We start from the raw sequence: 13582 nt of genomic DNA on the forward strand, positions 1-13582 counted from the left end.
GGTTCGGTCCAGCTGTTGCCGCGGAGGTGGGCAGACCCTCAGCCGGGCCGCCCCGCGGCTGAAAGAGGTGGGCGAACCGGTGAGTGAGCGGGTCATGAGCGCTGCTCGCGCCACGCATCCGCAGGCCGGAGAGCTGGGGGGAGTGCTTCCCCGGAGGTCTGGCGTCCTTGCCCCTCGCCGTTTGCCATCGAGGGGGTGAGTCTCCACTGAGATCGAGTCCCACGTCGAGCCGGCGAGTCGGCCCCGTCAGAGCCGAGCGAGGAACTGTCGTGTTCTGGCTTCAGTGGGCTGGGTCAGGATGCTGGCGGGATCACCCTCCTCGACGATCGCTCCCGCGTCCATGAAGATGAGGCGATCAGCGACTTCGCGCGCGAACTCCATCTCATGCGTCACGACGATCATGGTCATGCCGGCTTTCGCCAGATCACGCATGACCGTGAGGACGTCGCCGACGATCTCCGGGTCGAGGGCGGACGTGGGCTCGTCAAAGAGCATGAGCTTCGGCCGCATGGCGAGCGCTCTGGCAATGGCTACCCGTTGCTGTTGCCCGCCGGACAGCTGGCGTGGGTACTGGTGTCCTTTCTCAGCCAACCCAACTTGGCCGAGCAGCTCGTGGGCGCGCTGCTCGGCCGACGCGCGAGACTCTTTCAGCACCAGCATCGGTGCCTCTATCAGGTTCTCGAGGACGGTCTTGTGCAGGAACAGGTTGAACTGCTGGAACACCATGCCCATCGCTGCTCGCTGACGAGCAAGGTCCTTGGCCGTGCGCTCGACGACTTTGCCGCGCTCGTCGCGGTAGCCGATGAGCTCGTCCTCGAGGTAGATCCGACCGGCGTCCAGGTTCTCCAAGTGGTTGATGCAGCGCAGCAGCGTGCTTTTGCCCGAGCCTGACGGCCCGATGACGCAGAGCACTTCGCCGAGCGTTACGTCCAGCGACACACCGCGAAGGATCTGGACGTTCCCGAACCACTTGTGGACGTCCTCGACGCGGAGCAGAGGCCTCTCGTTCATCGCAGGGATCCCGTCTTCTTGGCTACTTCGCTTGGTGCGTGAGTCGCGTACCAGCGTCGGACCTTCTGGAGTGGGGTGAGCGGCATGGCCCTCAAGGCACCCTTGGCGTAGTGGCGTTCGAGGTAGTACTGCCCGACGGACAGCACGGTGGTGAGGATGAGGTACCAGATGCTGGCGACCAGCAGCAGCGGGATCGTCTGGAAGGTCTGGGCGTAGATGATCTGTACGGAGTAGAGCAGTTCGGGCGTCGAGATCACGCTGACCAATGAGGTCCCCTTGAGCATCCCGATGGCTTGGTTGCCGGTGGGAGGGATGATGATCCGCACCGCCTGCGGTAGCACGATGCGTCGCATCGCCTGACCCTTCGTCATGCCCAGCACGAGCGATGCCTCCATCTGGCCGCCCTCGACCGAGGCGATGCCCGCCCGGACGATTTCAGACATGTACGCGCCCTCGTTCAGGCCGAGCGCAAGAAGGGCCGCCGCCAGTGGAGTGATGATGTGGTTGACGTCCCACGACGCAAAGCTCGGGCCGAACGGTATTCCCACGGAGATGCGGGGGATGAAGGACGACAGGTTGTACCAGAAGATGATCTGTACCAGCAGGGGTGTGCCGCGGAACAGCCAGATGAACGCCGACGCCCCCGTGGTGAGGACCAGGCTGCGCGACATTCGCATGAGCGCAAGCACGATCCCGAGAACCACTCCGATGACCATGGCGGCGATGGTCAGCTCGATCGTCTTGATGAGACCGTCGATCACCTCCCGGCCCGTGAAGTAGTGCGCCACGACGTCCCACTGGAGGGTCGGTGAGGTCACCAGCAGGTTGAGGAACATTGCGCCCAGGACCAGCGCAATGGCCGTCACCACCACCCGTCCTGCCGTGCGAGCCGGGTGAGCGTTGGAGACCCAGGAGGCCACACCGCCGGACGTGCGACCCCCGTGCGGAGGCGATGACCCGGTTGGCGCCTTGACGTTGGACATTGCCATGGTCTCCCCTCGACTAGCTGGTGGACGGGTTGATCACTGCTTCGGTGACCGCGTTCTCGGACAGGTCCCACTTCTTGAGGATCTCTCCATAGGTGCCGTCCGCGATCAGCTTGTCGACCGCTGCCTTGACCGCCTTGGACAGGCCCGAGTTCTTGTTCAGTCCGATGCCCTCGATGATCGGCTGGTAGTCGAGCGGTTCGCGTTCGAACCGGTCGCCGGTCTGGGAGATGAGGTACTGCAGTGCATCGGCGTTGCTGGCGAAGACCTGCACGCGGCCGTTGCTGACTGCGAGCTGGGCGGCCGCGTTGTTGGGGAAGGACTGCACGACGGGAACCGGTTTGCCGGCTTCCTGGCACTTCGGGTTGATCGACTCGACGCTCTTGATGAAAGCGCTGCCCTCGACGGCTGCGACGGTGAGCCCGCACACGTCCGTCGGGGTGTTGATGTTGACATCGCTCCCGCTCTTGCTCGCAAAGCCCGTGCCGACCTTGAAGACCCCGACGATGTCGATCTGCTGGAGACGTTCCGGAGTGACGATGAGCGGACCGAAGCTGCCATCGAAGCGGCCGTTCTGGATGCCGGGAATGAAGGTGGAGAAGTCACCGGAGACGGTGGTGTTCATCTTCACGCCCAGGACGTCAGCGACTGCGGAGCTCAAGTCCATCGCCCACCCAACCTCCTTGCCATCCTTCTGGAAGGTTGCCGGCGGCGAGTTGTTGAAGACGATGTTCTTGATCTCGTCCGCGCTCTTGATCGCGGGCGGGAGCTGGTCGGCGATGCTCTGGTCGAACTTCGCGCTATGGCTGCCGGCGCCGCTGGATGAGCCCCCATTGGCGGATGCGTCGCCGGAGGCGCCGCATGCCGCCGCGGTGAGCGTGATGGTGCTCACGGCGGCCAGCGTGCCGATGGTCCGTCGGCAGTTGGGACGCGGTCGGTTGGTGCGCGGCGTAGGCCGCCCGGACAGCGGGTGCGTGGACATGGGGTGTGCCTTTCGGGTGTGTGGGCTGGGACTCGGTGCGGGTTCTTGGATCTCGCGTGGTGAGGCTGGTGGGCTCGTCGGCTCGAGGGCTGCCTCTTCGTCGGGACGGCGCGCTGAGCCGTTCTTCTAGGGCCGCGGTGGGTGTGCTGCCCGTGTTCCGCGGTGCGGCCAGTCGCCGCCCTGGGCCGTCGAGAGGACTTCGTCGGACTCGGTGGGTTGGGCGCCGACGTCATCCCGCACGGGGGTCGGGCCGGTGACGATGTGGTTGCGGAGGGTGCCAAGGCCCTCCACCTCCACCTCCACCACGTCGCCGGGGTAGACAGTTCGGGAGTTCGCTGGAGTACCGGAAAGCAGTACGTCGCCTGGGTAGAGCGTGATGGTGCGGGCGATGTCCGCGACGAGGTAGTGCATGTCCCACTCCATCTCGTCGGTGTTGGCGTCCTGTCTGACCTGGCCGTTGACCGTCACCCGGATCCGCTTGTTCCGGAAGTCCCAGTCCTCGACCAGTCCGGGTCCGAGGGGGCAGAGCGTGTCCGACCCCTTGACGCGAAGCATCGAGCCGGCATCGGTGTCCCGGAAGTCGTGCAGGCCGTAGTCATTGGCCACCGTGTAGCCCCGGATGTACTGGCCTGCGTCTTCCGCGGAGATGTTGCGACACGTTCGTCCGATGACGATCGCGATCTCGCCCTCGTAGTTCAGCCATTTGCACCGCTCGGGACGCACGACCGCCCCGTCGTGGCTGTTCAGCGATGATGTGGGCTTGTGGAAGTAGGTAGGTGTCTCGGGCAGGCTGATCCCGAACTCCTCGACGCGGCTTCGGTAGTTCAGATGAACCGCGATGATCTTGGTGGGGACGACGGGTGGGAGGTGCCGTGCGTCCTGGATGGCGACCACACGGCCGTCGCCGACGATGAGGTCGTCACCTGCGCGCACTGCCTCGACCTGGGCGCCGTCCAGCAGGATCCGGCGGTACTCGGTCATGATCCCGCCACCCCGGAGTCGTGCAACGCCGGCTGCTCTGCCGTGACCGGCTTGATGTGGGTGCGCCGCGGCCGGGGAAAGCCCTCCGCTGGTCGGTCGAACCACAGGTGCACCTGACCGGTGCCGATCGAGTTCTCGTACTCCCCGAACTGCCGGGACGGCGCCGTGCAGGCGCCCTCGCCGAGGGCTCCGATCATCATGAGGTAGTGCCCGAAGCGTGCCTCCGGACTGAACCGGTAGAACTCCGGCATCGACTCGAGGACCTTGGCGTGATCTCCACTGGCGAACCAGTCCAGCCGCTGCATGTCGGCCTCGTAGGCAGCGCGCGTGAAGATGTGCTCGACGCCTGCCGCTTCGTGTTCGCGTAGCTGGCGCAGCGGCCAGAACGTGTGGCTCATCGCACCGGAGGCGATGAGCAACACCCTTCGGTCGGACTCGGCGATGGCGTCGCCGAGGGCCCGACCGAGCCGCAGATTGTCCTCAGTGTCTGCGGTCTGGCAGACCCCGATCGATATCCATCTCTTCTCGGGTAGACCTTGGCCGAGGTACTCCCACAGGTTGGTGGTGGCGTAGAAGATCGGTAGGTGCTCGTCCTCGATCGCCGTGATCCAGGTGCCGTGGTCGCCTGCCTTGGAGGCGATGAGGTGCGCCAGTTCAGGGTCGCCCGCGAAGTCGTACGGTCGTTGCTTCATCCCGCGGGGAAGTTCCTCGGAGGTGAACAGACCCGACCGGCGCGGCTGGGCCGTGACGACGAACTCGACCGTGGTTGCCCAGTGGGAGTCCAGCACGACTACCGTGTCGTAGTCGGGCGTCTCGAAGACCTCGCGCCGCAGCTGCCTGAGCCCGGCGGGCAAGGTCGAGTCCTCGCCGTGGTTGAGCTCTCGGCGTACCTGTTCCGGTAGGACGATGGTCGGGACGTGCGCCAGCAGGCCGGCGCCCATGACTTCACCCATTACCTGCTTCCCTTCTGCTTCGCACTCCAGCCGGTCGGCGAGAAGACGGTGTTCTTGATGTCGGAGTAGTAGTCGAACGACCACAGCCCGCCCTCGCGACCGATGCCCGAGTGCCCGTTGCCTCCGAACGGCGCACCGAGATCACGGACGAAGAAGCAGTTGACCCAGACGGTGCCGGCGTCGAGCGCGGCCGAAACACGTTCTGCGCGCTCGGGGTCGCCCGTCAGGAGAGTGGCCGCCAACCCGAACCGGGTGTCGTTGGCCATGTGGATCGCCTGCTCCTCGGTGCCGAACGTCTGCACGGTCAGCACAGGCCCGAACACCTCTTCGGTGACGATCTCGCTGTCGGGCGATACGTTCGTGAGGATCGTCGGGCTGAAATAGAGGCCTCCGAGGTTCGTGTTGGGGCCACCGCCCAGCAGCACCGTCGCCCCCTCCGCACGCGCACGGTCGACGAAGCCCTTGACACGCTGGAAGTGCTGTCGGGAGATCAGTGCCGACACATCAGTGGTGTCGTCCCGCGGATCACCTTGTCGAAGGTGGCGGCCCCGTTCGACGACCGCCTCGATGAAGCGGTCGCAGAGCGTGTCCTGGACCAGGATGCGGAAGGCGCCGAGGCAGACCTGGCCGGCGTTGTCGAACTGCTCGACCGCCAGCGAGACGGCGAGCTCGAAGTCTGCGTCGTCGAAGATCACCAGTGGCGACTTCCCGCCCAGCTCCAGAGAAAGCGGGACGATGTTGGGTGCCGCCGCGGATGCGACCTTGCCGGCCGTCGGTACCGACCCAGTGAAGGACAGGCGGCGGATCCCGGGGTGTCCTGCCAGTGCTGCTCCGGCATCGGGGCCCAGGCCCTGGACGACATTGAGCACGCCGGGCGGCAGGCCGGCGTCTGACGTGATGTCGGCGAGCAGGGAGGCGGTGAGCGGAGCCCACTCCGGTGGCTTGAACACCACGGTGTTGCCCGACGCCAGCGCCGGCCCGATGCGCCACGTCGCGAGCATCAGCGGCGCGTTCCACGGTGTGATGACTGCTGTGACGCCCGACGGGTTGTAGGTGATGCGCTCGCGGTGGCCCCGGATCTCCCTGTCTGCGTGCATGAGGGTTCGCAGCTGGTCGGCGAAGAACCTGAAGTTGTGACCCACCCTCGGCATCACGCTGCGGCGATGTGAACGCAGCAGGGAGCCGTTGTCGCGGGTCTCCACCCGGGCCAGCTCCTCCGCGCGGGCGTCGATACCGTCTGCAACCCGCTCCAGCACGTCGGCGCGTGCGGCCGCCGGCAAGGCCTTCCAGGCCGGGAAGGCTCGGCGTGCTGCTGAGACGGCGGCGTCGACCTCAGCCGTGCCGCCGGCCGAGATGTGCCCGAGCACGGCCTCGTCGATGGGCGACACGTCGGCGAAGGTCGTCCGCGAGCCCACCCGCCGTCCGTCGATCCAATGCCGGGTGTCCACCTGCACGCCCTCGACCTCGATCGTCTCTTGTCCCAGGGTCGCCGCACCGCTCATGAGGCTTCCACCTTCGCTGCGGCGAGGTTGTCGTGCAGCACCTCGCCGCCGTCCCAGATCACGCCGACCTGGCAGTAATAGGCACCGATGAGTTCTTGCGGCTGAAGCATGGTCAGCTCCTCGGTGGGTGAGTCGAAGAGGGTGAAGGTGTCGACGTCGGCGTGCCATGGGGTTCCGCCTTCGGCCGACGCAGCGCCGGTCGAGATGATCTCGTCGAGTCGGTACGTGCCTGACTTGTCTATGGCGCTGACCTGCCGGTGGTGCGCCATCTTGTGGCTGTTCACGAAGCCGTTGGTGGCAGAGGGACCGGTCAGCGTGATCCGTGCCTCCGCGAGTCTTCGGTCTGCCGCCGCCAGCGAGGCACCGAACCGGGCGCCGGCTTCCAGGCGGGGCGCCGGCCCGTACGGGTGCGGCCGGGTCTGGTGGATGGAACCGAGCTTCTTCGGGTAGCCCTGGTGGATGCCGCGTGCGATGGCGAAGTCTGTGTCGACCCAGATGAACACGCAGCGGCTGAACGTCTGGCCCTTGAACTGGCACCGAACGACGACGAAGGCTTCCTTGTACTGGCCGAGCACCGGGTCCAGCAGCTGGGCCCCGTCGGCGGCCGTTGACTGCCAGTCGGCCCAGATGAAGGCAACGGCCCCGGGATCGTCCTCGGCCAGCTCCAGCGGGTCCGGCAACAGGTCTGCGACGCGTCGTGGATCTGTGCGGTACTCGACCGTGAGGAGGTCGCCGGAGTAGTGCCACGGCGGCGGCGGAAGCAGCGAAGCTCGTCCGGTCGCCGTTCTCGGGTGATAGAAACCCTGGACCTTGGCCACAGGAACTCCTTTGCTGGTACGGATGGGGCGACGTTGCCCCGGTTACAGCTGGTGTCTGGATCAGAGGTGGTAGGCGTATTCGGTGAACTCCCAGTCGGTGACGAAGCGGGAGTAGCGTTCGAGTCGTTGCGCTTGTACGTCAGGAAGTTGTTGATGAACTTGGGGCCCAACATCTTCTGGAAGCTCGGTGTCCGACTCCAGGGCGGCGAGTGAAGCAGCCAGGTCGGCGGGCAGCTTGTCGGCCTTGGTGGGGTCGTATCCGTAGCCCTCAAGTGGGTCCGGCGGGACGAGGGCATCGCGGATCCCGAGATAGGCAGCGCTGAGCAGCCCGGCGATGGCCAGGTACGGGTTGGCGGTGGCGTCACCGAGCCGAAGCTCCAGCCGGGTCGCCTTTCCACGCTCGGGTGGGACGCGCACCATCGCGCTGCGGTTGTCCAGGCCCCAGTCGATGAGCCACGGGGCAATGGTGTCTGGTCCAAATCGCTTGTAGGAGTTGATCGTCGGGTTACTCACGGCGGCCAGCGCGGGGGCATGGGCCAGAATTCCGGCGAGCGCTGACAGTGCCGTCTTGGACAACCCGTGCTCGGAGCCCGGCCCTCCGTCGAAGGCGGCTGAACCGTCGTCAGCCCAGGCCGAGAAGTGCAGGTGGAAGCCTGACCCGCCCTCGTCGTTGAACGGCTTGGCCATGAACGTGGCCATCTTGCCCTCCCGGCGGGCAAGCTCCTTGATGGCTGCCTTGAAGCGGAAGGCCCGATCGGCAGCATCAAGCGCATCCGAGTGCCACAGGTTCAGTTCGAACTGACCTGAGGAGTACTCGTGGTTGCCGGACACAGCCTCGATGCCGTAGTCACCCAGCAGCCGCAGGGTCCGAAGGAGAAAGTTGTCGGGGTCGCCCTTCAACCCGGAGACGTAGACGTTGCCGGGCGCTTCGCCGTAACGCCGCCAGCCCGTCGGGGTTTCGGGGGCGCGCTCGAGCACATAGAACTCCAGCTCGGGCCCCACCACCGGGCGAAGGCCCAGCTCGGCGAACTGGTCGATGACCCGACGAAGCACCTGACGGGGGCTGTCGCCGGCCGGCGAGCCGTCCGGTTCGTAGAGGTCGGCGATGCAGTGCGCGACCCCGGGCTCCCATGGCACGGCTTGCAGTGTCGCCAGATCCGCCACGGCAACGACGTCGGGCAAGCCGTCGCCGCGCCCGCCGTCGATGTCGACGGTGTCCCCCTGCGGGGTTGTGCCGAAGACCGACCGGCAGAAGGCCAGACCGCCTCCCAGACTGCGCGGCAGCGTGCTGACCAGGACATCGCGGCCGCGCTCGGTGCCGAGCACGTCCGCGTACCCGACTCGCAGGACGTCGCTTCCCGCAGCGGTGAGCTGCGCGGCAGCGTCGGTCAGCGGGCCGTTCATGTCCAGCTTCACAGACCTGCTCCTGGTGTGACCTGGACGCGTGGGGTGCCGGGAGCCGTTCACGCGATCAACCCGCCATCGATGAGCAGCGCCGCGCCGCTGGTGTAGCTGGACTCCGAGCTGGCCAGGAAGAGGACGGACCGGGCGACCTCTTCGTATGTCCCCTCCCGCCCCAGGGGCACAAGCCCGCTGACCCGTTCGCGGCGGGCCGCCTTCTCGTCTTCGCTCATGGTGGCCCGGCGGTCGGTGGTGATCGCTTCGAGTGGCCCCGGACAGATGGCGTTGGTGCGGATGCCTTGACCGGAGAAGTCTCGGGCCAGCGACCGGGTCAGGGCGATGATGGCGGCCTTCGAGATGCCATAGGCCGCTTCGTGTGCCGAGGCCCGCATCCCGGCCGATGACGCCGTGTTGACGATCGAGCCGCCCCCCGCAGCGATCATGGCGGGGATCGCCTCTTTCGCGAACAGGTATGCGGACTTGACGTTGACGTTGATGATCGCGTCCCACAGCTCCTCGGTGGTCTCCACGAGCGTGGTGGCTTCCAGCGGGTCGATTCCGGCGTTGTTGAACAGGACGTCGAGACGCCCGAACTGCGAAAGGGCGGTCCGTACGGCTTGCGTCGCGGTGGCGGCGCGCGAGACGTCACCCACCACGGAAACGACGTGCGCACCCGTGGCGGACAGGGCGGTGACGACGTCATGCAGGGACGCTTCGTCTCGGTCCACCAGGACGAGATCGGCGCCCTCGCTTGCGAATTGCCGCGCAGCCGCCAGGCCCAAACCGGAAGCGGTGCCGGTCGCGATCACCACGCGGCCGGCGAAACGAGACGTGCTCACGATGTCTTCTCCCTGATCGGTTCCGTGGCGTTCGGCAGGTGGCCGTGTGACGCCGTGTGCGACTGCCCCGGTGTTTCGTTCACGGCGCCACCCGGGCGGAGGACCGGGCTCCCGATGCGCTCGCCTACGAGCAGGCCCGCCGTCAGAGCCGGACCGAGCGAGGCTCCGGATCCGGCGTAGCCAGGGCCCATCAGCGCGGCCGCGGCCTCGCCGCAGGCGAATAGACGGGGGATGGGTTTGCCGTCGAAGTCCACAACCGTGCCGGTGGGGTCGGTGACCAGGCCACCCTTCGTGCCGTTCAGGCCCAACGAGACCGTGATGGCGAAGTACGGCGCGGTGCCCAGGGTGCCCAGGCAGGGGTTCGGCCGGTGGCTGCTGTCGCCGTTGAAGGCGTCGTGCGGGTTGCCGCCGCGACCGAAGTCCGGGTCTTCGCCGCGCAGGGCATGTTGGGCCATCGCGGCGACCGTCCTCATCAGCCCGGCCGGTTCGATCCCGACGTGCTCGGCGAGCGATCGAAGATCTGGTGCTGATGCGAACCACTCTGGAGCGGGCATGTGGGGTGCGATGCCAGCGACCGCGTACTGGCTCTTGAACGCCGCGTCGAAGACCAGCCAGGCGCGTTCGTTCGGGTACCTGTGCGTGCCCGGGTCGAAGCGCAGGAACGCCTTGCCCAGATCGTTGTAGGAGCTGGCCTCGTCCACAAACCGGGCGCCGCGGTCGTTGACGAGGACGGACCCAGGGTAAGCGAGCTCGCGCACGAGGTTGCGATGAGTCGCCGGCGCCCCCTTCGAGGCGGGAATCGTTGTGGCTGCTGTCCACCATGCCTCGCTCGTGCCGGCCAGGTGGGCGCCGTGAGGCAGTGCCAGGCGGAGGGCATCGCCAAGACTGCCGACCGCCGCGGTGGGCAGCATCTGAACCGGCGGGAGGAAGTCGCGTCGCAACGCGGTGTTCTCGGCGAAGCCTCCGCTGGCGAGGACGACCGCGTCGGCGTCGACAGCACTCCTCGAACCGTCGGGGCGGCGAGCGGTGACGGTGAACCCGTCGCTTCGGCCCCGCGAGATCGACCGGACGCGATGCCCGGCCACGAGCGTTACGCCTCGCGCCAGTGCCGCGGCGGCCAGCCCGGCCACCAGACCGGCCCCCTGAGTCCTCACGTCACGGCTCTGTCGAACCAGCAGCTCTTTGGGGTCGAGGCCTTCACGCGACTCGGTGCTGGTCAGCGGTTCTCGCACCGATGACGTCCGCATCTTTCCGCGCCACTCTCCCAACGCTTCCGTGGGGACAGGGAGCGGTTCCAGGCTTCGGCCGGTCCGCGCCCCGGGCCACGCCGGGTGGTAGTCGGGTCGAGGGACGGCCTGCAGTGGAATCCCCAGCTCCTCGAGGTACCGAGCAAGCCGCGGACCGGCCTCGAGGAACGCGCTGAGGTGCGCCTCGCTGGCGGCTCCGAGGGTGTTCCGCCGGAGGTATTGCAGGGCATCGGCTCGCGAGTCGGTGTAGCCGGCTCGGTGCATGACGGGGTTGTCGGGTATCCAGAGCTGGCCGCCGGACACCGCGGTGACGCCGCCGAACAGATCCGTGGCCTCGAGCACCAGAACCCTGGCGCCGTGGTCGGCCGCTGCACATGCCGCGACAAGTCCCGCTCCCCCAGAGCCGACGACCGCAACGTCGTAGTGCTCCGTCTTGGTACTCATCGGCTCTCCTTTCGGTGAACTGGTGGTGGCGACGGGCTGTCAGCGGGCGGCCGAGGCGAGCTCGTCGATTGCGGTGTGCAGGAAGTCGACCCAGTGCTCGCTCTCCGGCTTCATCAGCACGCTGCGGAGAATCCGGCCCTGATCCACGTCTGCCGTGATGTCGTGGCCCCGGGCGGCGAGGGCTTCCGCGGTCACGCTGTACGTCGCCACGAACACCGCGTCTTCCTTGGGCCTCGTCATCCCCGCCTCGAGCACGTGGGCGGATGCCCGATCAACGTCGGACAGACAGGTCCGACGGGGCAGGTAGGTCACGATGTCCAGCTCCGGCGGTTGGTACAGGTCGAGCGTGGCGGAGTCAGCGAGCAGGTCTGCCCAGGCAAGGGCCGCTCGCCGGCCCGGTCGCAGCACACGGCCCAGGCCCTCTGCCGTGAACGGCAGCACCTGGGACGTGACCCAGAGCGCCGCTGCGGCGGCACCGGAGCGTGAGCACTCGAGAGAGATTTCGCCCAGGTGGAGTCGTCCGAGGTGAAGTACGTGTACGGGGAGTCGTGGGTGTAGAACCGGATCACCTGCGGGTCCTTGAAGAGCACCGCCCCGCAGCCGTACGGCTGCAGCCCGTGCTTGTGCGGGTCGACCACCACCGAGTCGCAGTCGGCGATCGACCGGAACGGCGCCGCCTGCACCCCATCGGCTGAGTCATCGGCGATGAGGCGGAAGAACCCCCCGTAGGCGGCATCGACGTGGATGCGCGCGCCGTATCTGCGGCACAGCGGCACTGCCTCGTGGACCGGGTCCACGGCTCCGAGCCCGGTGGTGCCGGTGGTGAGGACGACGGTGCCGATGGTTCCGGTGCGCAGCAGGTCCTCGAGGGCTGCCAGGTCCATCCGGCCGGCCGAGTCCGTGGCCACAGCATGACCTTCGACGCCGAGCACGTGGCACATGCGGCCATGTGTGTAATGAGCGTCCGCGCTGAAGGCGATGTGCTTGCCGGGGTGGGTCTCCCGGGCCACGAACAGGGCCTCCAGATTCGCGATGGTGCCGCTGCTGGTCAGGTGACCAAGGAAGTCGGTTCCGTACCCGAACATGGCCGCCAGCTTGGCGACGACCTCCTTCTCCATCTTTGCCGTGGCCGGCCCGCCGTCGAGGGCGTGGTTGTTGGGGTTGATCAGCATCGCGGCGAGGTATCCGATCACTGACACGGGGTGCGGCGGCTTGAGCATCTGGCCGGCGTAGCGGGGATGGAAGAAGGGATAGTTGTCCCCCAGCCGACCGATCAGCGCGTGCAGGGCGGCGTCGAGCTGGTCCTCGTCGATCGCCGTCGCCGGATGAGGCTCGAAGGCTCCGAACTGTGACATCCACTGCGAGATCCCGTCGACGACGCGAGCGAGGTTGTCCTGCAGCTGTGCCGGGGCCGTCGGTGCCGCCTCGAAGGGAGTTGGCGCTCCGGGGATCGTCATCGTGTCCCTGCCTCTCGTGGCCCGTGGGCGGTTCGTTGCCTTGTTTTCTTCTACACTTGTAGAGTCAACTTCTGCCACCGTAGCGACAGCCCCCCATCCGTGTCCAGAGTTTTCTTGGACGCATGACCAAAAACTCGCGGTAGGCTCAGCGGCGAGCGATCGCCGCCCCCGATGGGCCCGGCTCGGGTCGGCCCTGCCGGTCCGCGGCGACAGTCGTGGCTGAACAGCCAGCACCGAGGAGAGGGCGGCACCGTGCCGAAACTTGTCGACCACCAACAGCGCCGGGCCGAGATCATCGATGCCACCCTGCGTCTCGTGGCCCGGGATGGGCTCGGGGGCGCCACCATGCGGGCCATCGCCAAGGAGCTCGGCGTCGCCAACGGGGCGGTGGGCCACTACTTCACGAATCAGGACGCCTTGCTGGCCGCCACCTACGAAGAGGTCTTCGCCCGGACCAATGCGCGCGCCGCCGAACGCGCTGCCGGTCTGAAGGGTCTCGACGCGCTCCTGGCGACGTTGCGCGAGCTGCTTCCCATGGAGGCCGCGACCGTCGACGAGGCCCGCATCGTCGTCTGCTTCTGGGGCCGGATCACCACCGACGAGGGCCTCCGCACCTTGCTGCCCAAGGAACACCAAGCCTGGACCCGGAGCACCCAGGAGATGCTCGAGCAGGCGATCGAGGCCCATGACCTGAGAGCCGAGGCGGAGCCGGCGCCGCTGGCAGAGCTGCTCGTTACCACCGTGCATGCCATGCAGGTCCGAGTGGTGACACTGCCCCAGCGCACGCCACCGGCGATGCAGCGGCTCCTGGTCGAGCAGATCCTGGCGCCGTGGACCGAGCCCGGAACGTCGCTCCGTGGCAGGTGGCCCGCCGACGTGGCCGGCCTTGTCGACCCGCCGGACGTCCTACTGGATCGATCACTGCTTCACTCTTGAGCCACGCCCGGCCGGTGCCGATGGC

Annotated in this window: 13 protein-coding genes; 1 reads left to right on the forward strand and 12 read right to left on the reverse strand. The window is 67.3% G+C overall.

All coding sequences use genetic code 11. From position 1 onward, the window contains the following. Positions 1-246 precede the first annotated feature (246 nt). The 12 genes from AC1VM9_RS04585 to AC1VM9_RS04640 all read right to left on the reverse strand — a co-directional run bounded on the left by AC1VM9_RS04585 (position 247) and on the right by AC1VM9_RS04640 (position 12621). Complete coding sequence (locus tag AC1VM9_RS04585) at positions 247-1011, reverse strand: amino acid ABC transporter ATP-binding protein (RefSeq protein WP_481347077.1); 765 nt, start codon at positions 1009-1011, stop codon at positions 247-249. Next, positions 1008-1880: an amino acid ABC transporter permease gene (locus AC1VM9_RS04590; RefSeq protein WP_483121444.1), complete on the reverse strand. Its 873-nt coding sequence runs from the start codon at positions 1878-1880 to the stop codon at positions 1008-1010. The genes AC1VM9_RS04585 and AC1VM9_RS04590 overlap by 4 nt, the downstream gene beginning before the upstream one ends. Positions 1881-2013: 133 nt before the next feature. Then, positions 2014-2889 carry a transporter substrate-binding domain-containing protein gene (locus AC1VM9_RS04595; protein WP_483121446.1) on the reverse strand — a complete coding sequence of 292 codons (876 nt, stop codon included), beginning with the start codon at positions 2887-2889 and terminating at the stop codon, positions 2014-2016. A gap of 216 nt (positions 2890-3105) precedes the next feature. Beyond that, complete coding sequence (locus AC1VM9_RS04600) at positions 3106-3960, reverse strand: fumarylacetoacetate hydrolase family protein (protein ID WP_481341674.1); 855 nt, start codon at positions 3958-3960, stop codon at positions 3106-3108. Then, positions 3957-4913 carry a DODA-type extradiol aromatic ring-opening family dioxygenase gene (locus AC1VM9_RS04605; RefSeq protein WP_481346976.1) on the reverse strand — a complete coding sequence of 319 codons (957 nt, stop codon included), beginning with the start codon at positions 4911-4913 and terminating at the stop codon, positions 3957-3959. Before AC1VM9_RS04605 ends, AC1VM9_RS04600 begins: the two co-directional genes overlap by 4 nt. Beyond that, positions 4913-6415, reverse strand: a complete 1503-nt coding sequence (locus tag AC1VM9_RS04610) for an aldehyde dehydrogenase (RefSeq protein WP_483121449.1) — start codon at positions 6413-6415, stop codon at positions 4913-4915. The genes AC1VM9_RS04605 and AC1VM9_RS04610 overlap by 1 nt, the downstream gene beginning before the upstream one ends. Beyond that, positions 6412-7233, reverse strand: a complete 822-nt coding sequence (locus AC1VM9_RS04615) for an acetoacetate decarboxylase family protein (protein ID WP_481346977.1) — start codon at positions 7231-7233, stop codon at positions 6412-6414. The genes AC1VM9_RS04610 and AC1VM9_RS04615 overlap by 4 nt, the downstream gene beginning before the upstream one ends. Before the next feature lie 60 nt (positions 7234-7293). After that, complete coding sequence (locus AC1VM9_RS04620) at positions 7294-8649, reverse strand: glutamine synthetase family protein (protein WP_483121451.1); 1356 nt, start codon at positions 8647-8649, stop codon at positions 7294-7296. Between the two features lie 47 nt (positions 8650-8696). Next, positions 8697-9473 carry an SDR family NAD(P)-dependent oxidoreductase gene (locus AC1VM9_RS04625; RefSeq protein WP_481346978.1) on the reverse strand — a complete coding sequence of 259 codons (777 nt, stop codon included), beginning with the start codon at positions 9471-9473 and terminating at the stop codon, positions 8697-8699. Next, positions 9470-11164 (reverse strand): FAD-dependent oxidoreductase, encoded by a 1695-nt coding sequence (locus tag AC1VM9_RS04630; RefSeq protein ID WP_481346979.1) that lies wholly within the window; start codon positions 11162-11164, stop codon positions 9470-9472. Before AC1VM9_RS04630 ends, AC1VM9_RS04625 begins: the two co-directional genes overlap by 4 nt. Before the next feature lie 39 nt (positions 11165-11203). Then, positions 11204-11476, reverse strand: coding sequence for a hypothetical protein (locus tag AC1VM9_RS04635; RefSeq protein WP_483121454.1), 273 nt, complete (start codon positions 11474-11476; stop codon positions 11204-11206). Continuing rightward, positions 11473-12621: a pyridoxal phosphate-dependent decarboxylase family protein gene (locus tag AC1VM9_RS04640; RefSeq protein WP_483121456.1), complete on the reverse strand. Its 1149-nt coding sequence runs from the start codon at positions 12619-12621 to the stop codon at positions 11473-11475. Before AC1VM9_RS04640 ends, AC1VM9_RS04635 begins: the two co-directional genes overlap by 4 nt. Positions 12622-12873: 252 nt before the next feature. On the opposite strand from AC1VM9_RS04640, the gene AC1VM9_RS04645 reads away from it, so the two are divergent. Further along, the gene (locus tag AC1VM9_RS04645; RefSeq protein ID WP_481347526.1) at positions 12874-13557 is read left to right on the forward strand and encodes a TetR/AcrR family transcriptional regulator; all 684 of its coding nucleotides are present in this window, start codon (positions 12874-12876) and stop codon (positions 13555-13557) included. Positions 13558-13582: the final 25 nt, after the last annotated feature.

This window comes from Monashia sp. HAY1-11D, from assembly GCF_056868035.1.

Excerpts from the sequence above, each read along its gene's own strand:
- AC1VM9_RS04585 (WP_481347077.1), bottom strand. The coding sequence starts at position 1,011 with ATGAACGAGAGGCCTCTGCTCCGCGTCGAGGACGTCCACAAGTGGTTC.
- AC1VM9_RS04600 (WP_481341674.1), bottom strand. The coding sequence starts at position 3,960 with ATGACCGAGTACCGCCGGATCCTGCTGGACGGCGCCCAGGTCGAGGCA.
- AC1VM9_RS04605 (WP_481346976.1), bottom strand. The coding sequence starts at position 4,913 with ATGGGTGAAGTCATGGGCGCCGGCCTGCTGGCGCACGTCCCGACCATC.
- AC1VM9_RS04610 (WP_483121449.1), bottom strand. The coding sequence starts at position 6,415 with ATGAGCGGTGCGGCGACCCTGGGACAAGAGACGATCGAGGTCGAGGGC.
- AC1VM9_RS04630 (WP_481346979.1), bottom strand. The coding sequence starts at position 11,164 with ATGAGTACCAAGACGGAGCACTACGACGTTGCGGTCGTCGGCTCTGGG.
- AC1VM9_RS04640 (WP_483121456.1), bottom strand. The coding sequence starts at position 12,621 with ATGACGATCCCCGGAGCGCCAACTCCCTTCGAGGCGGCACCGACGGCC.